The 21,375-nt window shown below is 57.8% G+C and carries 24 protein-coding genes and 1 pseudogene; 11 read left to right on the forward strand and 14 right to left on the reverse strand.

The annotated features are described in order from the left end of the window. Positions 1 to 13 precede the first annotated feature (13 nt). From RUA4292_RS22980 to RUA4292_RS22995, 4 genes are read left to right on the forward strand one after another with little or no spacing between them, the layout of a single operon-like run. The gene (locus tag RUA4292_RS22980; protein WP_058279721.1) at positions 14 to 1,141 is read left to right on the forward strand and encodes an ABC transporter ATP-binding protein; all 1,128 of its coding nucleotides are present in this window, start codon (positions 14 to 16) and stop codon (positions 1,139 to 1,141) included. Beyond that, positions 1,141 to 2,031 (forward strand): ABC transporter permease subunit, encoded by an 891-nt coding sequence (locus RUA4292_RS22985; RefSeq protein WP_058279831.1) that lies wholly within the window; start codon positions 1,141 to 1,143, stop codon positions 2,029 to 2,031. Before RUA4292_RS22980 ends, RUA4292_RS22985 begins: the two co-directional genes overlap by 1 nt. Beyond that, positions 2,028 to 2,846, forward strand: a complete 819-nt coding sequence (locus tag RUA4292_RS22990; RefSeq protein ID WP_058272596.1) for an ABC transporter permease — start codon at positions 2,028 to 2,030, stop codon at positions 2,844 to 2,846. The genes RUA4292_RS22985 and RUA4292_RS22990 overlap by 4 nt, the downstream gene beginning before the upstream one ends. Next, a complete protein-coding gene (locus RUA4292_RS22995) occupies positions 2,843 to 4,153 on the forward strand; it encodes an NAD(P)/FAD-dependent oxidoreductase (RefSeq protein WP_058279722.1) in 1,311 nt (436 codons plus the stop codon). Before RUA4292_RS22990 ends, RUA4292_RS22995 begins: the two co-directional genes overlap by 4 nt. Here RUA4292_RS22995 and RUA4292_RS23000 read toward each other — a convergent pair. The 5 genes and pseudogenes from RUA4292_RS23000 to fliK all read right to left on the reverse strand — a co-directional run bounded on the left by RUA4292_RS23000 (position 4,150) and on the right by fliK (position 6,154). Continuing rightward, positions 4,150 to 5,016: a phosphotransferase family protein gene (locus RUA4292_RS23000; RefSeq protein WP_233493532.1), complete on the reverse strand. Its 867-nt coding sequence runs from the start codon at positions 5,014 to 5,016 to the stop codon at positions 4,150 to 4,152. The two genes, RUA4292_RS22995 and RUA4292_RS23000, sit on opposite strands and share 4 nt — an antisense overlap. 54 nt (positions 5,017 to 5,070) lie before the next feature. Further along, a complete protein-coding gene (locus RUA4292_RS25440) occupies positions 5,071 to 5,361 on the reverse strand; it encodes a FlgD immunoglobulin-like domain containing protein (RefSeq protein WP_233493533.1) in 291 nt (96 codons plus the stop codon). Between the two features lie 206 nt (positions 5,362 to 5,567). Then, positions 5,568 to 5,741 (reverse strand): annotated as a pseudogene (locus RUA4292_RS25670) (flagellar hook capping FlgD N-terminal domain-containing protein); the annotation flags it as partial. Beyond that, positions 5,738 to 5,953, reverse strand: coding sequence for a hypothetical protein (locus RUA4292_RS23010; RefSeq protein WP_158507082.1), 216 nt, complete (start codon positions 5,951 to 5,953; stop codon positions 5,738 to 5,740). The pseudogene RUA4292_RS25670 and the gene RUA4292_RS23010, both read right to left, overlap by 4 nt. Positions 5,954 to 5,956: 3 nt before the next feature. Continuing rightward, positions 5,957 to 6,154 carry a flagellar hook-length control protein FliK gene (gene fliK / locus RUA4292_RS23015; RefSeq protein ID WP_058279724.1) on the reverse strand — a complete coding sequence of 66 codons (198 nt, stop codon included), beginning with the start codon at positions 6,152 to 6,154 and terminating at the stop codon, positions 5,957 to 5,959. Positions 6,155 to 6,213: 59 nt separating this feature from the next. Here fliK and RUA4292_RS23020 point away from each other — a divergent pair, with 59 nt between their 5' ends. Further along, positions 6,214 to 6,447 carry a DUF1217 domain-containing protein gene (locus RUA4292_RS23020; RefSeq protein ID WP_058272593.1) on the forward strand — a complete coding sequence of 78 codons (234 nt, stop codon included), beginning with the start codon at positions 6,214 to 6,216 and terminating at the stop codon, positions 6,445 to 6,447. Positions 6,448 to 6,534: 87 nt separating this feature from the next. Here RUA4292_RS23020 and RUA4292_RS23025 read toward each other — a convergent pair whose 3' ends face one another. From RUA4292_RS23025 to RUA4292_RS23035, 3 genes are all read right to left on the reverse strand, one after another. Then, entirely contained in the window at positions 6,535 to 8,106 is a 1,572-nt protein-coding gene (locus tag RUA4292_RS23025) for a DUF427 domain-containing protein (protein WP_058279833.1), read from the reverse strand. A gap of 107 nt (positions 8,107 to 8,213) precedes the next feature. Beyond that, entirely contained in the window at positions 8,214 to 8,915 is a 702-nt protein-coding gene (locus tag RUA4292_RS23030) for a winged helix-turn-helix domain-containing protein (protein WP_058279725.1), read from the reverse strand. Further along, complete coding sequence (locus RUA4292_RS23035) at positions 8,887 to 9,171, reverse strand: hypothetical protein (protein ID WP_058279726.1); 285 nt, start codon at positions 9,169 to 9,171, stop codon at positions 8,887 to 8,889. The genes RUA4292_RS23030 and RUA4292_RS23035 overlap by 29 nt, the downstream gene beginning before the upstream one ends. Positions 9,172 to 9,348: 177 nt before the next feature. On the opposite strand from RUA4292_RS23035, the gene RUA4292_RS23040 reads away from it, so the two are divergent. The 4 genes from RUA4292_RS23040 to RUA4292_RS23055 all read left to right on the forward strand — a co-directional run bounded on the left by RUA4292_RS23040 (position 9,349) and on the right by RUA4292_RS23055 (position 13,282). Then, positions 9,349 to 9,816 (forward strand): hypothetical protein, encoded by a 468-nt coding sequence (locus RUA4292_RS23040; RefSeq protein ID WP_058279727.1) that lies wholly within the window; start codon positions 9,349 to 9,351, stop codon positions 9,814 to 9,816. Between the two features lie 110 nt (positions 9,817 to 9,926). After that, the gene (rnhB, locus tag RUA4292_RS23045; protein WP_058279834.1) at positions 9,927 to 10,544 is read left to right on the forward strand and encodes a ribonuclease HII; all 618 of its coding nucleotides are present in this window, start codon (positions 9,927 to 9,929) and stop codon (positions 10,542 to 10,544) included. Between the two features lie 107 nt (positions 10,545 to 10,651). Beyond that, positions 10,652 to 11,755 carry a site-specific DNA-methyltransferase gene (locus RUA4292_RS23050; RefSeq protein ID WP_058279728.1) on the forward strand — a complete coding sequence of 368 codons (1,104 nt, stop codon included), beginning with the start codon at positions 10,652 to 10,654 and terminating at the stop codon, positions 11,753 to 11,755. Between the two features lie 144 nt (positions 11,756 to 11,899). Then, positions 11,900 to 13,282 (forward strand): adenylate/guanylate cyclase domain-containing protein, encoded by a 1,383-nt coding sequence (locus tag RUA4292_RS23055; protein ID WP_082637242.1) that lies wholly within the window; start codon positions 11,900 to 11,902, stop codon positions 13,280 to 13,282. 84 nt (positions 13,283 to 13,366) lie between these two features. Here RUA4292_RS23055 and RUA4292_RS23060 read toward each other — a convergent pair whose 3' ends face one another. Together RUA4292_RS23060 and mutY are read right to left on the reverse strand one after the other, a co-directional pair. After that, positions 13,367 to 14,503: an alkane 1-monooxygenase gene (locus RUA4292_RS23060; RefSeq protein ID WP_058279729.1), complete on the reverse strand. Its 1,137-nt coding sequence runs from the start codon at positions 14,501 to 14,503 to the stop codon at positions 13,367 to 13,369. Positions 14,504 to 14,562: 59 nt separating this feature from the next. After that, the gene (mutY, locus tag RUA4292_RS23065) at positions 14,563 to 15,618 is read right to left on the reverse strand and encodes an A/G-specific adenine glycosylase (RefSeq protein WP_058279730.1); all 1,056 of its coding nucleotides are present in this window, start codon (positions 15,616 to 15,618) and stop codon (positions 14,563 to 14,565) included. Positions 15,619 to 15,699: 81 nt separating this feature from the next. Here mutY and RUA4292_RS23070 point away from each other — a divergent pair, with 81 nt between their 5' ends. Continuing rightward, entirely contained in the window at positions 15,700 to 16,206 is a 507-nt protein-coding gene (locus RUA4292_RS23070; protein ID WP_058279731.1) for a DUF721 domain-containing protein, read from the forward strand. Positions 16,207 to 16,220: 14 nt separating this feature from the next. Next, positions 16,221 to 16,883 carry a DsbA family protein gene (locus tag RUA4292_RS23075; protein ID WP_058279732.1) on the forward strand — a complete coding sequence of 221 codons (663 nt, stop codon included), beginning with the start codon at positions 16,221 to 16,223 and terminating at the stop codon, positions 16,881 to 16,883. Between the two features lie 38 nt (positions 16,884 to 16,921). On the opposite strand, the gene lpxK is transcribed toward RUA4292_RS23075, so the two are convergent. The 4 genes from lpxK to RUA4292_RS23095 are packed head-to-tail and all read right to left on the reverse strand — an operon-like array spanning position 16,922 to position 21,272. Further along, on the reverse strand, positions 16,922 to 17,920 hold the full coding sequence (gene lpxK, locus RUA4292_RS23080; RefSeq protein WP_058279733.1) for a tetraacyldisaccharide 4'-kinase: 999 nt from the start codon (positions 17,918 to 17,920) through the stop codon (positions 16,922 to 16,924). Then, positions 17,907 to 19,142 carry a 3-deoxy-D-manno-octulosonic acid transferase gene (locus RUA4292_RS23085; RefSeq protein WP_058279734.1) on the reverse strand — a complete coding sequence of 412 codons (1,236 nt, stop codon included), beginning with the start codon at positions 19,140 to 19,142 and terminating at the stop codon, positions 17,907 to 17,909. Before RUA4292_RS23085 ends, lpxK begins: the two co-directional genes overlap by 14 nt. Then, a complete protein-coding gene (locus RUA4292_RS23090) occupies positions 19,139 to 19,939 on the reverse strand; it encodes an inositol monophosphatase family protein (protein ID WP_058279735.1) in 801 nt (266 codons plus the stop codon). Before RUA4292_RS23090 ends, RUA4292_RS23085 begins: the two co-directional genes overlap by 4 nt. Then, entirely contained in the window at positions 19,926 to 21,272 is a 1,347-nt protein-coding gene (locus tag RUA4292_RS23095) for a TldD/PmbA family protein (protein WP_058279736.1), read from the reverse strand. The genes RUA4292_RS23090 and RUA4292_RS23095 overlap by 14 nt, the downstream gene beginning before the upstream one ends. Positions 21,273 to 21,375 lie beyond the last annotated feature (103 nt).

Here is a 21,375-nt window from a genome sequence, read left to right on the forward strand (position 1 = left end):
AACGGGGGCCGCCTTGAACACAAACGTCTTTGCGCCGTGGGAAGATCCACAGGCGAAACCATTGATCCAATTCCAGAATGTGACCAAACGTTTTGGCGGATTCACGGCGATCGACAACCTGTCACTGGACATATTCGAACAGGAATTCTTTGCTTTGCTCGGTCCATCCGGCTGCGGTAAGACGACCATGATGAGGATGCTGGCAGGGTTTGAAAAGCCTACCGAAGGGCACATCATGCTGGGCGGGCAGGACATCGACCCGATCCCGCCAAACAAGCGGGCTGTGAACATGATGTTCCAGTCTTATGCGCTGTTTCCTCACCTCAGCATCTGGGAGAACATCGCCTTCGGTTTGCGCCGGGACAACATGCCCAAGCGGTATCTTGAAGACCGCGTGGAAGAGATGTTGCGCCTGACCCGGCTTGAGCAATTCGCCCGCCGTAAACCGCACCAGATTTCGGGTGGCCAACGGCAGAGGGTCGCGTTGGCTCGGTCACTGGCAAAAGCGCCAAAACTGCTGTTGCTGGACGAACCCTTGGGTGCGCTGGACAAAAAACTCCGGCAGGACACTCAGTTCGAGCTGATGGACATTCAGGAAAAGACCGGCACCACCTTTGTGATCGTGACCCACGATCAGGAAGAGGCGATGACTGTCGCCAGCCGCGTCGCCGTGATGGATCAAGGCAAGTTGATGCAGGTATCGACGCCGGACAGGATCTATGAAAACCCCAACTCAGTCTATGTCGCTGACTTTATCGGGGATGTGAATATCATCGAAGGCCGGGCGACCGCGAATGGCGATGAAGTCTACCAAATCGACTGGGCCGAGGGGCAATCGCCGCTGACCGCAACCTCGTCGACAGAATTCTCGAACGGGCAAAGCTGCCATCTTGCGATCCGCCCCGAGAAAGTGACGATCTCGGCCGATCGCCCGGCGGATGCCATCAACGCGGTTCAGGGCAAGGTGCTTGACATCGCCTATCTGGGCAACCTGTCCACCTACTACGTCGAATTGCCGAATGGCACGATTATAAAGGCGCAATCGGCCAACACGCGCCGAATCTCGCGCCGTTCGTTTACATGGGAAGACCCGGTCTGGTTGTCATGGACGGCAACGGCTGCGGTTTTGTTGGCAAACTGATGCGCCGCGCCCTTCTGATCGCTGTTCCTTATGTCTGGCTGCTGGCCCTGTTTCTGATACCGTTTTTCATCGTTCTGAAGATTTCGCTGTCGGATGTCGAACTGGCGATCCCGCCATATACGCCGACACTGGATCTGTCGCAGGGTTGGTCTGGGATAACCGACTTTTTCAGCCAGTTGGATTTCGAAAACTTCGTCTGGCTGACCGAAGATGACCTTTACTGGAAAGCCTACCTGTCCAGCGTCAAGATCGCTCTGATCTCGACGGTTCTGACGTTGCTGGTGGGTTATCCGATTGCCTATGGAATGGCCCGTGCGCCAGCCGAATGGCGCCCGACGCTGATGATGATGGTGATCCTGCCTTTCTGGACCTCGTTCCTGATCCGCGTTTACGCGTGGATGGGAATTCTGAGCAATGAAGGCTATCTGAACCAGTTTCTGTTGTGGTTGGGTATCATTTCGACCCCGCTGACCATTTTGAACACCAACACTGCCGTCTACATCGGTATCGTCTACACCTATTTGCCCTTCATGATCCTGCCGATTTATTCGTCGTTGGAGCGCATGGATGAATCCCTGATCGAAGCAGCCGAAGATCTGGGCTGTTCCCGTCTGAAGGCGTTCTGGCTGGTGACTATACCGCTGTCGCGCCCCGGCATCATTGCCGGCTGTTTTCTGGTGATGATCCCGGTGATCGGTGAATTCGTGATCCCGTCGCTGTTGGGCGGGTCCAGCACGCTAATGATCGGCAAGGTGCTGTGGGAAGAGTTCTTCTCAAACCGCGATTGGCCGGTGGCCAGTGCCGTTGCCGTTGTGTTGTTGCTTATCCTCGTGATCCCGATTGTGCTGTTCCAGCGCAACCAGCAGAAACAGACGGAGGCCGAGCAATGAACAGGCTGAGTTGGTTCAACGCGGTGTCTCTGACACTGGGCTTTGCGTTCCTCTATATCCCGATGGTCATCCTGATCATATTCAGCTTTAACGAAAGCAAGCTGGTCACAGTATGGGCAGGGTTCTCGACCAAATGGTACGGTGAGCTTGCCCAGAATGAGGCATTTCTGAACGCGGCCTGGGTGACAATACGGGTTGCGGTGTTCTCATCCACATTGGCCACGGTTCTTGGCACCGCTGCCGCATATGTTCTGGTCCGAGGCGGGCGGTTTTTTGGCAGGACACTGTTTTCCGGAATGATTTACGCGCCTCTGGTAATGCCCGAAGTGATCACCGGCCTGTCGTTGCTGCTGCTGTTTATCGGCATTGGGCTGGACAGGGGCATTCTGACCATCGTTCTGGCCCACACAACCTTTTCGATGTGCTTTGTGTCGGTCGTCGTGTCCTCGCGTCTTGTGACCTTTGACAAATCGCTGGAAGAGGCCGCTTTGGATCTGGGATGTTCGCCAGCGCAGGCGTTCCGTCTTGTGACACTGCCGATCATTGCGCCCGCGGTGATTTCAGGATGGCTGCTGGCTTTTACCCTATCGCTGGACGATCTGGTTATCGCGTCCTTTACCTCGGGCCCGTCGGCGACAACGCTGCCGATCAAGATATTCTCGGCGGTGCGTCTGGGCGTCAGCCCCGAGATCAACGCGCTGTCTACCATCATGATTGCAGTCGTCACGGTTGGCGTTATCACCGCCTCGCTGGTGACGAAACGCGCAATGGTTCGGCAAAAGCAGGATGAACTTGCCGCTGCGCGCACCGAATGAAACGTCTTTGTCCGGACTACACCTATGGGCCTGGACCCCGTCAGAACTGCTGGTGGGATCAGACAATTTCGGCACCTGATTGGCCGACCCATAAAGGTGATCTGAACGTTGACGTCGCAATCGTCGGCGGCGGTTTCACGGGGCTTTCGGCAGCCCTGCATCTGGCCGAGGCAGGTGTGAAAGTTGCGGTTCTTGAGGCCGCAACCCCGGGGTGGGGTGCCTCGGGCCGGAATGGCGGATTTTGCTGTCTCGGAGGGTCCAAGCTAAGCCATGGGTCTTTGGTCCGTGGGTTTGGCGCTGAGGCTGCGCAGTCCTACGAACAAGCGGAAGAAGATGCAGTTCAGCTTGTCGCGGATTTGCTGGAACAGCATCAGATCGACGCCGATACCCATTCGAAAGGGGAAACCCAACTGGCCCATTCGGTGCGGGCGATGGAAAAGCTACGTCGTAACGCAGAAGCATCAGGTGTCTTGCACGGTTCTGATGACCTGCAGCACCTGGGTCTGGGCGGTTCCTTTCATGGTGCCTATACAAATCCGGTTGGTTTCGCTCTTAACCCTCGAAAGTATCTGTTTGGTTTGGCAAGTGCCGCCAAGGCGCGGGGCGTACAGGTTTTCCAGAAATCGCCGGTTGAAACCATCAGGAAAACTCAGGCCGGGTTCGATATTGAATCCGGATCAGGTCACATCCGCGCCACGAACGTGCTGATTTGCACGAACGGGTACTCCAGCGAGGATATGCCGCCTTGGTTGTCGGGACGCTACATGCCCACGCAATCCACGGTTCTGGTGACCCGGCCCCTGACAGACGCTGAGTTGCATGCGCAGGGGTGGACCTCGGAGCAGATGTGTTATGACACCCGAAACCTGCTGCACTATTTCCGCCTGATGCCTGATCGGAGGTTCCTGTTCGGCATGCGCGGAGGGTTACAGTCGTCCCCTCGGGCCGAGGCGGCCATTCGCCGGACAATGCGTCGGGACTTTCAGGCCATGTTTCCAGAATGGAAAGATGTGGATGTGACCCATATGTGGTCCGGAATGGTGTGCCTGTCGCGCAAGCTGACGCCTTATGTCGGGCCGGTTCCCGATCAACCCGGAATGTTTGCCGCCTTTGCCTATCACGGGAACGGCGTTGCCATGGGGACGTATTGCGGGCGCGCCCTTGCCCGCGTGGTTTTGGATAGACAGACCGAGTTGCCCGCGCCGATTGCACAGCCGCCGGGACGGTTTCCTCTTGGGTTCTGGCGGCGCGCCTTGATGCCGCCCGCCTATGCTGCGATGGCAATCGCGGATCGGTTATCGCTCTAAAGCGCGGCGACTTCCAGTTCGAGCGTTTGGGCATAATCCGCAGCCCCGTTTTCGATGCGCCACAAACAGTAGGCAGCCATGCGCCACGCATACCACGGGCGCAAATCCCGGTATCGCGCGATAGTTTCATCGTGACCATATGCAGCCAGAAACCGCTCTTCCTCGGCGCCGCTTAGGGGTGCGCCCCGGTAAAGCCGTTGCATGGCCGGGGACAGGAACATTGCAATGTCCTCGCACGGATCGCCCCAAGCCGGGCACTGCCAGTCGATCAGGGTTATGCCAGTCGGCGCGACAAGGATGTTTCCGGCCACGGTATCGCCATGGATCAGGCATGTGTGTGCGGTCGCGGGCACATGGCCTTTGGGGCGCAACTGCGCGAGCCGTGCGCGTGTATCAGAGGTGCAGACGCTGAGAATACGTTCGGCATGTTCAGCCAGATCCCTGCTGCCATTGCAGCCATCCGGCGCTTGGACCGAAACATCAAGCCTATGCAATTCACGCAGCAAACCGGCAACACTCTCAGGCCCTTCTTGCCACGGTGACCCGGGGGCGTGATCGTAGAACACCCAATGGCCTGTATCATGTGTTCCGGTCGCACGCAGCCGGGGAACAAATCCGGTGGGCTCAAGGGCGCGCAGGCATTGCGCTTCGAGTTCGGGATCGTTGCGAAACAGTGGATTGCGCGGTGTAGCGCGATACAGCTTCAGAACCTTGTCACCGCTGCCACCCAGTACTTTCCAGACCTGATTTGTTCGCCCGCCATACAACGTTTGAAACTCTGCGCCGGGCTGAATAAGGCCACGGGCGCGCAGATCGTCGATCAGATCAGAAGGGGGGTGGTTTGGGGCAGGCAGGAGTTTCACCAATGCAGTTAGCGAGTCGAATCTGCCAAGGTGTGAACTGTCCTGCCCGGCAGATCAAGTTCCGGCTCTGACCCCGGTTACCGTCGTTGCAGCGACAACCTGCCCGCTTTCGAGGGTCAGCATGACCTGATTGTCCGTAACCTGAGCTTCGCCAACTTCGCCATAGGTCTCTGCCAGCTGTGTCGATAACAGCTCGTCGCCATCATAACTTTCCAGTGTGGCCGAGTAACTTCCCGCCGCCAGAGGCTGCCCATCGCTTCCCTGACCAGTCCAAACTGTATTATTGTCGGTCGTGGAAACAGCCACACGATCGACAACGGCTCCGTCACTGTCGCGGATGACCATGACCGCTTGTCAGCATCTGGTGCGGGTGTGGCAAACAGCGTCACAGGCTCGCCCTCATATTGGAAAGCCGCGGGCGCTCGAACGTCCATCCCGATCCATTTGCCGAGTTTGTCCAGATTTGCACCAACCAGCGCCTGTCCAAGTGTCGTCAACAAATCATTTGTCTGAACCTGTTGTTCGACCATCGAGAATTGCGCCAGTTGCGATGCATATTCCGAGGCATCCAACGGTTTCAAAGGATCCTGATTCTGGGCCTGTACGGTCAGCATTGTAAGGAATGTCTCAAAGTCTGATGCCAGACCTGTTTGCTTTGGCACGTCTTTGTATTGCGCTGTGGCTGACGGTTGGGCGTTGGGTTGGGTCGGGGTAATCAATTTCACAACCTCATGTCGATGCGGCCAACGGGGCCGGTTTTGGGAATGGGTGACGCGTTTGAAGAGGAATCGGTGAGTTGCGCGGTCTCAGCAGGCGATCCATCCTGGTGGCCGGCCTGGTTCTGGTCGGCGTCTTCGGATGTCCCGAGGTCAAATGACAGATCGCCTAAGCCAAAATTCTTGAACTCTTCCTCCAGCACCGCCAAATGACGCCGCATCATCTAGAGGGTTTCCGGGCGCTCGGCGGAAATTGTCAGATGCAATCCGTCATCGCGACCGTTCAACATGATGGACACTCGCCCCAGTTCTTCGGGGTTCAGCGCGATCTCAATTGAACCGGATTTCGGCTGAGTATTGATGACGGCCGCCATTTGCCCGGCGACGGCGCGCGCTGTCTCGGGCCGGGCAGTCTGTACCATGACTTGCGCAGAAGATGCCGAATCCCGACCCGCCGAAACGGGCGAATCTGCCCTGAGGGGTGGAAACAGCACTTGGGTTGCCGTCCAGCTTTGGCCAGTTGAACATCGACAGACAGTTGGAAGTGTTCAAAGACAGGTTGTCAGGGCTGACCGGGTCCGATGACCTGACCCAGTTTAAGGATGAGGCCGCGGTCGGGCGGCTGACAGATCAGTTCCTTGCCCGCAGTCAGATCGCCCAGCTTGAAAGCATCATTTCCCCGGCGCAGACCGCGCTGATCCTACTGGGCGGGTAAGGCATGGAAACCATTGGTCACGCACCCGAACCTTGATCAGAAATCCCAACACTCAGCGCTTTGAAACATGCAAGCCGATTGCGGACTTCAAGCGTTCAGAACGGCATCCGCGGAAGTCCTGAGAGCATATGACTCGACAGGTTGCGACACGTTATGCAGCTTGACGTCGCCAAGCGGCAAGGCGTTGGCGCAAGCAGGCAGAATATCGGCAGACACGACAATCCTGTGGTTCTTGGTTTTTCCGTATTCACCCAGACGCGCAGCGATATTCGCGGCTTGTCCGATCACGGTAAAGTCCAGCCGTTCGCGCGAGCCGACATTGCCGTAGGTCACGCGCCCATAGGCAACGCCGATGGAGCAATCGCAATGCACATCGGACCCTGATTGGCGCAGCTCTCCCAGTCTTTCGACGATATCTATGGCGCTGCGTTGGGCATTATCGCGGGCGGCTTTTGCATCCTCGCCTGCCGGAAACACGGCAAGGACAGCGTCGCCTATGAACTTTAGAACCTCGCCGCCATTTTCATGCACGATGCCAGAAACGGTTTCGAAAAAGTCGTTCAACAGATTGATATACGCCTCGCGCCCAAGCTGTTCCTCAAGACTGGTCGAATTGCGGAGGTCGCAGAACATGATGGCAGCATCAATTTCATCGCCGTCACCGCGCCGGATTTCACCCCCAAGTACGCGCGCACCCGATCGTTTTCCGACATAGGTTTCCAGCAGGACCTGCGCGTTTTCGCGCTGCATGAAAACTTCATAGAACCGGGCGATGACCAGCGAACATTCGAACACCAGCCCAAGGTTTTCGGTCGTGAAACCGTCCGGGTGATCACAGGTCAGGGTCAGAACGTTGGTCCGCCCATCCGAGAACGGCAACGGCATGGCGACATAGTCGGTTGCCCCCTTTTCCCGCAGGTCTTCCATGATCGGAAAGCTGTTGTGGGGGTTTTCGGCGTTCAACCGCTGACGCACGCCGCCCAGCCCGTTCGACACATGGCGCAAAGGGCTGTTGATGTATGCCGGGTGGTCGTGGATTTCATAGGTCGGAACATTGGTCGAGATCTCAGCCTCGCCCTTTTCCCAAATATAGTGTTTGCCGGCGATTAAAGGGTGTAGGGACCATGTCAGAATGCTGAGGCGTTGAATGGCAATCCCGTGTTCCAGCATTTTCTCGGCCAGCGCTTTGGTGAACGCCTCAGGCGTGTTGTTTGCGGACGCCCCACGCATCAGCCAATCGATCAAAGGGCCGCTGATATTGCCGTCTTGGGGGTCCCGCAGTTGGTTGTCGCCCAAATCGATCCGGGAATAAGCATTGGGTAAAAACCCGATATGCCCCTGAATGGCAGCGCTTTCGGGGAGAGCTTCTTCGTAGGCCCAAACGGAATTGGCGAGCCGTTCGCCGCCAAGAATGACGTCGTGATAGGTTGCGGTGCCCTTGAAGGGGCAAAAAGTCTGCAGCTCGGTTTCGTCGCTGAGATCCACCAGCACGTCTTCGCGCGGAATGTAGATCGTCGGCGGCAGCCGTGTTTCGTACATGACTTTGGCGTTGCTGCTTTCGGCTAAAAGGGTCTGGTCCCGGTAAATCGCAATCTTACCATCTAACCGTTCGATCGAGATTCCATAGCCTTTTGGTCTTGCTGTGGCGTGGACGTTCATCTTCATCCTCCCTGGCGCGGGGTCCCTATAGGATGGGCCTTGTGAAGAGGTTTTCCAAGGGGCAGCCTCGGCATTTTTCTGCACGATAGCTGTGCGGTCCTAGTGGATCAGACCATCTGGATCACGTCCTTTTCGATGGACAACATATAACCTTTCTTGGCGATGTTCTTGACCAGCAATTCGCTGACCATCTGATTACCCAAGGCGTCACGCAGCCGTTTTATCCGCGTAGCGCCAGCGGCTTCGTCACAATCGGCGGCGCTTTTGCCCGAAATCACTGCTTCGATCTGAACGCCGGACAGGACCTCGTCATCCAGTCGGGATTCGGCAAGGACCGACAGGGTCTCCATCGCAGCTGGGGTTAGTTTGAAGTCCATATTATTCAGATAGACGGTGTTTTCCTCGCGACTGATCAGCAGCGAGGTCACCTGAATACCCGTGCGTTCGATCTGTGCCATCCGTCGGTTCAGCATTACCAGCATCACCAGAAAAACCAGCGCCGTCACAAGCATGGCGCTGGCAAAGACCAGCAATACGAAAATCACCATCCGATAGCTGGACAGGGTATCGGCAAAGGCGGTGCCGGACTGGGCCAGAATCTCAAGCAGCCGGATTTCCGTCTGCGACGTCAGGTCGCTTTCGACAAACAACCGCTCCACTCGCGCGTTGAAGGCGTTGGCGTCTGGCAGGGTCCAGAACAGGAAGACGGCGGCGGTTATCAGGATCAGGACGATTGCCGCTATACCTGCGCCGACCAATCGTGTGCCTGACCGCCTGGCCTCAGTAACGGAGATAGAATTGTCCGGCATTGGCCTTCCTTTTTTCCAATCCTTCCGGCCCAAAGACAGACATGACATTCAACAATGTCCAGCCCGACGCACTGAGGCGTTTTGAGGCCTCTTGCTGGGCCTGGCTTTTGTCACAGGCCGAAACCTGCATCACGCCGTAATGCAGCCGCAGTGGATTGTCCTGCTTGGCCTTATAATCCGCATAACACTCTGCCGACGCAGCAGTACCAAGCGATATCAGGGCCGCAACGGCCAAAGAAGAGAGGATCGGTTTCATAGGCTGCATCCTGCGCATGGGTTTGCACGATATTCAATAACCTAAGGGGTTTGAGGGGCGTGATATCGGATAACAACCGCCCGTTATTGCTTGTCTGAAGGGTGCGGACCCAGTGTTGGGGCATCACGTTTGCGGTCTGTGCCGGATCGCCCCGAAACACCAGGAAGGACACGCACTATGCACCGGAAGTTCATCGCTTTTATCGTTGCCACCGCTATCACCATTACCGGCGTCTCAGCCTCGCAGGCGCGGGCGGCGGATGCCAAGGACATCCTTGGCGGGCTTGCTGCCATCGCGATCATCGGTGCCGGGGTCCACTACTATAACAAGGAAAAACGCAAGGACCGGACGACGCGTCATCAGACCTATACGCCTCAGCCTTATGTGGCCCAGCCCAGTTACCCAGTGCGCCCCTTGCCGCAACACGTCGCGCGGTATGATCTGCCGCAGAAATGCCTGCGCAAGTATAGCGCCTATTCGAACAATCACCCGCTTCTGGCTCCGAAATGCCTCAAGAAGCACTACAAACATGCCAATAGCCTGCCGCAAGAGTGCAAGGTCGGTTTCTGGAACGGCAATAAGGTGAACCGGGCATATGAACCCGCATGCCTGCGCCAGAAGGGATACCGCGTCGTTTACAAGTAATCACTTTCGAGCAGGAGCGGTGCCAAAGAAGCGCCGCGCAGGGGAGGGTGGCACAAGCCGCCCTCTCTTTTTGTCTTGCGGTGGGGCGCGAAACGCGGTTTTCGGTTGGTATGACAACGCCAGATTATTCGATTGAACAGGCGGCAGTGGCGCAAGGGTATCTGCGCATTGCCGGTGTGGATGAGGTGGGCCGTGGGCCATTGGCCGGGCCAGTGGTTGCTGCCGCCGTGATCCTGAACCCCGAAGATATTCCCGAGGGGCTGAACGATTCCAAGAAACTGACGGCGAAACGACGGGCTGTTTTGGATATCGCGGTACGTGACCGGGCTGAATTTGCGATAGCTGAAGCCTCGGTTGCCGAGATTGACGAACACAACATCTTGCGTGCCTCGCATCTGGCGATGGAACGTGCGGTTGCGGCCCTGGATCCGCCGCCTGACTATCTGCTGATCGACGGAAACATGATCCCTCGCGGTTTGACGATCCCGGCGCAAGCGGTAGTCAAAGGCGACGCGCATTCCGTGTCGATTGCAGCGGCTTCGATCATAGCCAAAAACTGGCGCGATCAACTGATGGTGGATTTGGCGCAACAGCATCCTGGCTATGGATGGGAGAAGAACGCAGGCTATCCGTCAAAACAACACAGGGAAGCGCTGCAAAAACTTGGTGTGACCCCACATCATAGGCGTTCGTTCAAGCCGGTACACAATATCTTGTATCAAGAGTAAATCGTAAGCCGCTGATTCAAAAAAGAAATTGACGGCGAATCGACTTTGACTCATCCTTGTCTCAACCAAATGAGCGCAAAAGCGCCGTGGATACTTGAGGCAGTAGAATGACAACAACCACTAAAAAGGGCGCAAAAGCGCTCCCTTTAAACACGATTCTATCTGGCGACTGCATCGATGTGATGAACAGTCTACCTGCGGAATCGGTTGACCTGATTTTCGCGGATCCGCCGTATAATCTTCAACTCAAAGGCCAGCTGCATCGCCCCGATAACAGCCAGGTTGATGCGGTCGACGATCACTGGGATCAGTTTTCAAGCTTTGGTGTTTATGACCAGTTCACCCGCGAATGGCTGAAAGCGGCGCATCGTCTGCTCAAGCCCAATGGCGCGATCTGGGTGATTGGGTCCTACCACAACATTTTTCGCGTTGGCACAGCCCTGCAGGACGCCGGATACTGGATTTTGAACGACGTTGTCTGGCGCAAATCGAACCCGATGCCGAATTTCCGCGGCAAGCGGTTTACCAACGCGCATGAGACGATGATTTGGGCCTCAAAGCGCGAAGGTGCTAAGTATACTTTCAACTACGAAGCCTTAAAAGCGCTGAACGAAGGCGTGCAGATGCGCAGCGATTGGGTTCTGCCAATCTGCACCGGGCATGAGCGCCTCAAGGATGAAAACGGCGACAAGGCGCATCCGACGCAAAAGCCGGAATCCCTTTTGCACCGTGTCCTGATCGGTTCGACCAACCCCGGTGATGTTGTTTTGGATCCGTTCTTTGGTACGGGTACCACTGGTGCTGTCGCCAAGATGCTGGGCCGCGAATTCATCGGGATCGAACGCGAGGAAAGCTATCGCAAGGTCGCCGAGAAGCGGATTTCCAAAGTCCGCAAGTTCGACCGTGAGGCGCTGGAAGTCAGCGCAAGCAAGCGCGCTGAGCCGCGCGTGCCCTTCGGTCAGCTGGTCGAACGTGGCATGCTGCGCCCGGGTGAGGAGCTTTATTCGATGAATCAACGCCACAAGGCCAAGGTTCGGGCTGACGGAACGCTGGTGGGTGATAACGTCAAAGGTTCGATCCACCAGGTCGGGGCACATCTGGAAAACGCTCCCTCTTGCAATGGCTGGACCTACTGGTGTTTCAAGCGCGATGGCAAAACGGTGCCGATCGACGTTTTGCGTCAGCAGATCCGGGCCGAGTTGCACAACTGATTTCAAGAATACCGCCGGTGCCTGTGGCCTGACACAAGGCACTACGCCTTGCCCCGCCGATCTCGGCGGGGTCTTTTGTTTTATTCTTCATTCAGTTCCGATATGAGATTCCTTGTCCTGCTGCTTACGGAAGGAACCTTGGCAATGTCGGATATAACAGCCAGCGAATCCCGATTTGGACGGTTTTTTGTAACACAGCCAGACAAGTATGATCTGGACAACAAGTACACCGAGGCAGCGCTGGAACGGCACAAGCGCGAAGGGTTGGAACTTGCCGTCCGCGCCCGCTGGGTGGCGATGGGCCTTACCGGCATTTTGTTGATCTACCTGAACCCCCATTGGGACGTTCTGTGGTATCATTTCATCCTGTTATTGATTTGCGCCAATGGTTGGTTGATCCGGCAGGCTGGCAGCGTGGGCCAGTCAAGGGTCGAGCTTTTACTGATCTTCGTCGACTTGCTGATCATGACTTTGGGGATGATTGTGCCGAACCCGTTCAGCGATGATGTTCGACCGCTGGCAATGCAATACCGGTTCGACAACTTCCAGTATTTCTTCATCATTCTAGCCGCGGGAACTCTGGCCTATTCATGGCGCACAGTCGTGGCTATCGGCACGTGGACAGCGGCGATGTGGACGGTAGGCTGGATCATCGCCTGGTGGGTGGCTACGCCAATCCCGGGCATCAGTGAGCGCGTGTACGAGGCATTGGCCGGGTATCCGGATGTTGCGGAGTTGCTGGACCCCAACAGTTTTATGGTCCCTCAGCGTATTCAGCAGGTGATCGTATTCCTAATGGTCGCGGTTACGCTTGGTATCTCGATGCGGCGGCTCAATCGATTGTTGATGACAAATGCCGGTCTTGAGAGGGAGCGTGCAAACCTGTCGCGATATTTCTCTCCGAATGTCGTGGACGAACTCAGCCAGAATGATGAGCCGCTCAAGCAGGTTCGCAAAGAAGACATCGCAGTTTTGTTCATCGACATCGTGGGGTTTACCAAATTCGCTGCTGGGCGCGACCCGTATGAAGTCATCGAAGTTTTGCGTGGGTTTCACGCCCGAATGGAAACCGAAGTGTTTCGCCATCATGGCACGTTGGACAAATATCTTGGGGATGGTCTGATGGCCACATTCGGTACGCCGGTGACGACCCCATTGGATGCCAGTAACGCGGTGGCTTGCGCACGCGATATGGTGGATGTGATTGATCGCTGGAACCTGGAGCGGCGACGGGCAGGTGAGCCGGAAATTCGTGTAGGAATTGGGGTTCACTATGGCTCGGTGGTTTTGGGAGATATCGGAGCGAACCGACTGGAATTTGCGGTTATCGGGGATGCGGTGAATGTCTCCGCCAAGCTCGAAGCGATGACGCGTGACCTTGGTGTTCGCGTGGTGCTGAGTGACGCGGTCCGGGCACAGGTGATGCAGGAGGGCAATAACGCCGCCGACCTGACAGCAGGTTTTGTGAAGCATGAAAACCAGCCGGTTCGCGGGGTGCAGGGCACTATGGATATCTGGGCGCAATAGGACGGACAGCTCCCGCCGGTCGGCCACGCATCAAAGATGCGCGTCATTCCGTTGGGCCGGGCTGCGCGCGGGCGCGCGCTGCGGTCACGAACGCGGCAACGGGTTGAGAGATCTGTTGTACGGCTTCCAATCAGTGACTTCGGGATAATATTGCCGCCGCCAGGCCCGAACGCGGGGGTTCATGACGCGCCGCCAAAGCGGTGGGACCATCGCAGCGACGGTCATAACCGGATAGCCATAGGGCAGTTGCGGGGCCGCATCTTCCGAATGATGCTGCAGCAGCGGAAAGCGCCGGTTGGGTTTGTAGTGATGGTCCGAGTGACGCTGCAGGTTGATCAGCAGCCAGTTCGACGCTTTTTGCGAGGCGTTCCACGAATGGCGCGGCTGGACATGCTCGTACTTGCCATCGCCAAGATGTTTGCGGGTCAGGCCGTAATGTTCGACGTAGTTCACCAGTTCCAGCTGCCATATGGCGACGCCCGCTTGCACCAGAAAGAGGGCCACACCTGACCATCCCCCGACCACGAAGGCCAAAATCAGCATGCCTGCCTGAAGCGCCCAATAGCGCCAGAACGGGTTCGCCGGGTCGGTCCACGGACGTTGCTTGCGCGCCAGCTTGTCCCTTTCTGCGTGGAAGGCGGATGCAAGGCACTGCCACAGAACGCGCGGATAGAAGCGGTGAAATCCTTCATTGTACCGTGCAGTGACCGGATCGCGTGGTGTTCCGACATAGCGATGGTGAACCAGCAGGTGCTCTGACCGGAAGTGAGAATACAGCACCATGGCCAGTAGAATATCACCCAGCCAACGTTCTGACCGCCCTTTCTGGTGCATCAGTTCATGGCTGTAGTTGATCCCGATGGTGCCCGAGATCACACCCATCCCGAAGAACAATCCAATCTTGCTAAAAACAGACAGGTGATCGGTATGAGTGGCGTACCAGAGCAACCCAAACAGCGTAAGAAACTGAACCGGGGCCCATGCCTTGGTCAGCAGAATGTACCATTTGAGACCGCCGTCCGGCGTGGCCGGATCGGCATTTTCAAGGTTCAGCCCCGTTAACCGATCCAGAACTGCAAACGCCCACCAAGTCGAAAGAGGCACAAGCAAGACCCACCAGCCTCCGGCAACGGCGGTAAGCCAGATGACGGGGATCAGCAGGAAGGACACCCAGAAGGGCAATGCCGCTTGCCAGCGTGACAGACTGTCTGATGCGATCATCGCTTTGCTCCGAGAAACTATGGGCAGACTAGCCCCACCCGGCAATGCCACACAATGGGTTACGTAGAGCGCCAGAGGTCATACGCTTTGCGCATAACAGTAGGTAGGTCACTGGGGCGGAAAGCGTGTCTTTCCATGACAATCAGATCGTCATGCGACCAGCCGACCGGCAGCGTGGTCGTCCAGATGCGCAGGATCAGGTGGAAGTGGGTAAATGTATGGCGTACCTCACCCGGCAGCACCTGCCATTCGCACGGAAAAGGCGGTGCCTCGGCCGGGCCGTCTGACCATTCTGACCCCGGCCAGCCCAGCATACCACCCAGCAGCCCCTTGTCGGGACGACGTTCCATCAGAAAGGCTCCGTTATCGCCTTGGGCTATATAGACATGGCCGTATCGCGTGGGTTTGGGCTTTTTTGGTGTCTTGCGTGGCAAATCGGATTGCGTTCCAGCGGCGCGAGCGGCGCAGGGGGCTTGCACCGGGCAGATACCGCAGGCCGGAGATTTTGGTGTACAGATTGTTGCCCCCAGGTCCATGACCGCCTGCGCATAGTCACCCGGTCGCGTGGCAGGCGTAAGTGCAGCCGCATGCTTTTTCAGTTGCAGTTTTGAACCGGGCAAAGGGTCGTGAATGTCGAAAAGTCGGGCCATAACCCGTTCTACGTTGCCGTCCAACACGGTTTCGGGTCGGTCGAAGGCGATGGCGGAAATTGCAGCGGCGGTGTAGGGACCGATTCCCGGCAAATTGAGGAGCGCGTCATAGGTATCGGGGAACGTTCCACCATGTTGTTCGGCAACGACCCGGGCGCATTTCAGAAGGTTCCGCGCACGCGCGTAATAGCCAAGTCCTGCCCATTCCCCCATGACCTGATCATCCGGGGCGGCGGCCAGTGCCTGAACTGTCGGCCAAAGGGTTGTGAACCGCACGAAATAGTCGCGTACAGCCGCAACGGTGGTCTGCTGCAGCATGACCTCGGACAACCATATGCGGTAGGGGTCCGGCATCACGCCCGCAGCCCGATCGGCGGGGGCTACGCGCCAGGGCATCTCGCGCGCATGGCGGTCGTACCAGTCCAGCAGCGCACTGCTCACGTCAAATTCACCGGAGTCACGCAAGTTTTATCTATCTCCCTGTCGGGTTTCGCTGGCGCCTGTTGTCGTGCCCTTTACAATAGCGGCACAGGAGTTGGAAACCAGATGCAGCGCAGACGTTCTTCGACCCGCGGGTTCAAACGCACCGCGACATTGCTGAACGACCAGATCAGGCGCGCCGGTGAAAGCCGGGGCTTTGCCGTATCACGCCTGCTGACCCATTGGTCCGAGATCGTTGGACAGGATATGGCCGCTATCGCGCGACCGGTAAAAGTGGGTTACGGGAAGGGTGGTATTGGTGCCACGCTAACGGTTCTGACCACCGGACCGCAGGCCCCGATGCTGGAGATGCAGAAGGAACAACTGCGCGGCAAGGTGAACGCGGTTTATGGCTATAACGCCATCAGCCGGGTGCGCATCACCCAGACCGCTCCGACAGGATTTGCCGAGGGGCAGGCCAGTTTCGACCACAAGCCGAAACAAGCGAAACCCAAGATCGAACCAGAAATAGCAGCCGAGGCCGACTGCACTGCGCAAGAAGTTCACGATGGTGATCTGCGCGCAGCCCTTGAACGTCTGGGCCGTAACGTTTTATCCAAGCAAAAACGCTGAGAAAGGGCTGAGAAATGAGCCGTATTGCAACCGGAATTTGTGCGGCCGTCGCCGTGGCCGCTGGCGGTTATTGGCTGTCGCTGTCAAATTCCAACCCCGCCTATCCGCTGATTAGCAGCGCCGAGGCGCAAGAGGCCGATCTGGACACCTCGACCATCGTCGAGATGACTCTGGGCGCCGAAAACGCACCAGTCGAGATCATCGAATATGCGTCCTATACCTGCCCGCATTGTGCGAATTTCCACACGGGAGCGTACAAGCAGCTCAAGAAAGATTTCATCGACACAGGTAAGGTGAAGTTCATCTATCGCGAGGTCTACTTTGACCGCTATGGCCTGTGGGCGTCGATGGTTGCACGCTGCGGCGGGCCCGAAAAGTTCTTTGGCATCTCCGACCTGATCTACGAAGGCCAGTCCGAGTGGACCAAAGCCGGTGGTCCCGCTGAAATCGTGGACGAGCTGCGCAAAATCGGGCGTCTGGCTGGTATCGACAATGATCAGCTTGAAGCCTGTCTGCAGGACGGAACCCGCGCGCAGACGCTGGTCGCTTGGTATCAGGAAAACGCCGAGCGCGACAGTATTCAGGCGACCCCGTCCTTCATCGTGAATGGCAAGCCGGTCGAGAATCAGTCCTATGACGGCTTCAAAAAGCTGATCGAAGACGAACTGGGCAGCTAATTGCTTTTACGACCGGCTCAATCCGGGCCGGTCGTCTTTCAGGGCGACGGGGCGATCTGCAAAAGCATCTGCCTGATCTTGTCCGCCTCATCGACCTTCAAACGAACTGGAAGCGTGATGACCTTGCTGCGAAACGCAGCGGGCAGGCGAACGGCGTCTTTTTCCGTGGTGACCATTTGGGCGCGCAACAAGCGGGCTTCGTTTTCAAGACGGGTCATCAGGGCGGGTGTCAGCGGCTGGTGATCATCCAGCGCTTCGGCCCGCAGCAAGGTCGCGCCATGTTGGCGCAAAGTGGCAAAGAACTTTTCGGGATGTCCGATGCCTGCAAAGGCAAGAACGGGCGTATCGCTCCAATCCATGCCGGTTTGCAGCGGCTCAACCGCGCCGGTCGCATGTGGGACGGACAGTTTTTTTCCCCAACGTTCGGCAAACTCGATTTGGGAATCAGCTTCGCCAAGGGACAGCACCAGATCAGCGCGCCGTAATCCGACTTCCACCGGTTCCCTCAGGGGGCCAGCCGGCAAGCACAGCCCATTTCCAAATCCGCGCGATGCGTCCACCACAATGACCGAGAAATCTTTGGCCACCGAGGGGTTTTGAAACCCGTCGTCAAGCACGATGACTGTGGCACCCGCCGCGGCGGCTGCCTTTGCTCCAGCAGCGCGGTCTTTGGCGACCCAGACATCGGCAAAAGCCGCCAGCAACAGGGGCTCATCCCCGACCTGCGCCGCGGTATGCTTGCCGGGGTCCACGCGCACCGGCCCTTCGAGCGAGCCGCCATGGCCGCGCGTGACCACATGTGTCTCATGCCAGGCATCGCGCAATTGCTCGATCATCCAGATCACGGTTGGGGTCTTGCCGGTGCCGCCCGCGTTCAGGTTGCCAATGCAAATGACAGGAACACCCGGGTTAATGCCGGGTTCCGAGGCGACCCGACGCGCCGTAGCGCCAGCATAGAGCCGCCCAAGCGGTGCCAGTAGCCGTGCGCGCAGGTCCAGCCGATCTGGCGCGGTATTCCAGAAATCAGGTGCTCGCATCGTCTGCACTCCGCTGGTCCAGGTAGTCCTGAATCATGTCGATCAGGTGATCCGCCTGCGGCGCACCCTCGGTAACGATCTGCCACCCGGCCAGCGCCATATTGGCGGCCTGATCCGGTGCCAACAATTCCACCACTGCATCGCCCAGTTCGGTGGCGGACCTGACCGTGCGCGCGGCCCCGGCCCGGTCAAGCTGATCGTAAAGCTGTTGTTGGCTGTGCACAAACGGGCCGTGGATCACAGCTGATCCCAGCGCCGTTGCGATCAGCGGATCCGCGCCCCCGGCGCCGCGTTCCAGAGAGCTGCCCATGAAGGTCACGGGCGATACACGCTGCCAAAGACCCAGATCCTCGGGCACGGCAGAGAGGATCACCTGTGTCATATCCTCGATCGTCCCGCTTTCATCCCAGTTGGTACAGCGCAGATCCATCGCTTCAAGCCGCCGATGCAGCGGTCCGGCTTCGGTAACATCGGCCACTTGCAATACCAACGCCAAACGCGGCAGCATGCGCATTGCCTGCCTATGGGCGCTGAGGACCGAGATGAATTCTTTGTCCTGGACCCCCGCCGCCAACCAAACCGGTCGGCCAGACAGCGCATGGTTCACTTCGATCAGCTCGTCCTCGGGCCATGGGCGCGGATTTGGGCTGATATGAAGGGGCGGTGCCTCTTGCACCTTGTTCGAAGCGACGCCTAGCCGCCGAATTTGACGAGCGATTTCCGGTGTCGTGCACAGGATCGTCTGAAAACAGTCAATCGTGTATCTTGTGATATCGGGCAACCAACGGCCGCCCCGTGCGATTTTCACGTCCGCCTGTGCTTCGATCAGCATCAGGGGAATCCCGCGTTCCTCGGCGCTCGTGATCAAATTGGGCATCAGGCCGCCACCAACCCAAATTCCGATATCCGGCTGCCAGTGATCTAGAAACGCGCGCGCGGCCCCGGTTTGTTCGGTGGGCAGGTTGACCAGAGGGTATCCGCTGCTGGCCCATCTTGTCAGATCTGCATCGGGTGGCGCGGTCAGAACCACCGACAGATTGGGGCGCGTCTGCTGCAACCGCTGGCAAAAATCAACAACAGCGCGGTGACGTTCCCACGCATTTATGTGCAACCACAAAACCTCGCCCTCGGGGCGCGCAATATCGCCGTTGCTGGCGGTATTTTGCATACCCCAGGACAGCACGCGATAGGCGGCAAGGCTTAACGAGCGTGGCTTGCTCATGGCGCGATTCCAGGGCTTTCCGGTTCGAGTTGTTCCGACAGTAGCCCATAAACACCTGAACCCGCAGCGATCACACCGTTCAGACGCGGAATTGCATTGTTGAACCGCAGAGGCAGCCCCGCGCGGTCCGAACACCGACCGAGGGCTTCGCGTATAATCAGATCACCGGCGGCGATGTCCCATTCCCAACTGGGCCTGAGGGTCATCATCCCGTCAAATCGTCCCTGTGCAACAAGGGCCATGCGATAGGCCAGAGATGGCCTGTAGTTCCGTTTGAACTCGGGTACCTGCCCCTGACGCCAGTGTTGCGGCTGCATGTTGGGTTTCGCGGCCAACACCTCGGCGCTTTCCAACACACCGAGTTCGCTGACCCGAATCTTTTCGGCGTTGAGCGTAGCACCCTGACCTTTTGCTGCGGCATAAAGCAGGTTTCGCAAAGGCAGGTAGATCACAGCGGCCGTCACTTCGCCCTGTTCGGCGATGGCCAAGGAATGGGCCCAGGTCCGCGAGCCTTCGGCAAAGCTGCGGGTGCCGTCGATGGGATCAATGATGAAAACACGGTCTTTCGACAGCCTGTCAGCTGAATCCTCAGTCTCTTCGCTCAACCAGCCATACCCCGGACGCGCCGCGGGCAGCATTTGCTCAAGCATCGCGTTCACGGCCAGATCAGCTTCGGTTACCGGGCCGGCCCCGTCAGGTTTATCCCAGCGTTCCGCAGTGGTCCCCGAAAACCGTGTGGCGATCTTTCCGGCCTTTAAAGCGGCGTCAATCAGCAGTTGCAGGTCAGGTGCCGGCAAGTGTCATTCCTTCGATCAGGATCGATGGCACCACGCGGGACAAGTACGTACGTGCGTCATTTGCCGGAATAATCCGTTTCAGCATGTCACGCAGATTGCCAGCGATCGTGCATTCGTTGACGGGGTGGGTGATTTCCCCGTTTTCGACCCAAAAGCCTGATGCCCCACGTGAGTAGTCGCCGGTATTGGGGTTGATCGTCGATCCGATCATCGAGGTCACCAGCAGGCCGGTTCCCATATCACGCAGCAGATCGTCCCGGCTGTGCGTGCCTTGGGTCAGGCTCAGGTTCCAGTTGCTGGGCGACGGGGGGCCGGACACGCCACGCGCCGCATTCCCGGTCGAGGTCATGCCCAGTTTTCGTGCGCTGGCCAAATCCAGGGTCCACCCGGTCAGTACTCCGTTTTCAACAACGGCCCTTCGCTGTGTTGGCAAACCTTCGGCGTCAAAGGGGCGAGAGCCCGAGATACGCGGGCGATGCGGGTCTTCGATCAGTGACAGGTGTTCAGGCAGGACCTGCTCTCCCAGGCTGTCCTTCAGCCATGACGCACCACGGGCAATGGCGGCGCCGTTGCTGGCGGCCAAAAGATGACCGATCAGCGAAGACGAAATTCGCTCGTCGAACAGGACAGGGAATGTGCCTGTCGCGGGTTTTTGTGCCCCAATCAGCGCAACGGCGCGTTCACCTGCCGAGCGGCCAATCTCATCAGGGCTGCGCAGATCACTCTGGAATGTGCGGCTGTCGCCGTCATAGTCGCGTTCCATCCCGGTGCCTTCGCCTGAGATAGCAACGCAAGAGGTCGAGCGGCTGCTGCGGGAATACCCGCCGGAAAAGCCATTTGTGGCAGCCAGATGCACGCGGTGGGTGCCATAGGCGGCCGCAGCGTCCGATACCTGGGACACACCTTGAATTGCCAATGCGGCAGCTTCGGCAGCCAGTGCATCCTGCAAAAGCGCATCCGCCGATGGTTCCGGCGTCGGGTCGAATTGTTCCAGCGCCGCGATATCCCAGTCTTTTGCAAGCTGGTCGGGCGTGGCCAACCCTGTAAAAGGATCTTCCGGAGCTTCGTTGGCCATCGCTACCGCACGTTCGGCCATTGCCTTCAGCGTTTTGGGACGGCTGTCCGAACTTGAAACGATTGCTTGCCGCTTGCCCAGAAAAACACGCAGCCCAAGGTCGGCACCTTCGGATCGTTCGGCGTTTTCCAAGGCGCCATTGCGTACCTCTACCGAAACCGATGAGCCGTCCAGAACGATAGCATCCGCCGCTTCGGCCCCGGCTTTGCGGGCCGCGTCCAGCAGGTTATGGCTGATTTCTTCGGGTTCGCGGGTCATGAGGCCTCCGGTCTTTGTATATTGGACCTAGCCTCGCACCTCGTGTCCCGCAAGTCCTGCCTTTGCGATCAGTCGGCCATAAGGCGTGGTAATAGACGAATTC

This window comes from Ruegeria atlantica, from assembly GCF_001458195.1.
Taxonomy (GTDB): Bacteria; Pseudomonadota; Alphaproteobacteria; order Rhodobacterales; family Rhodobacteraceae; genus Ruegeria; species Ruegeria atlantica.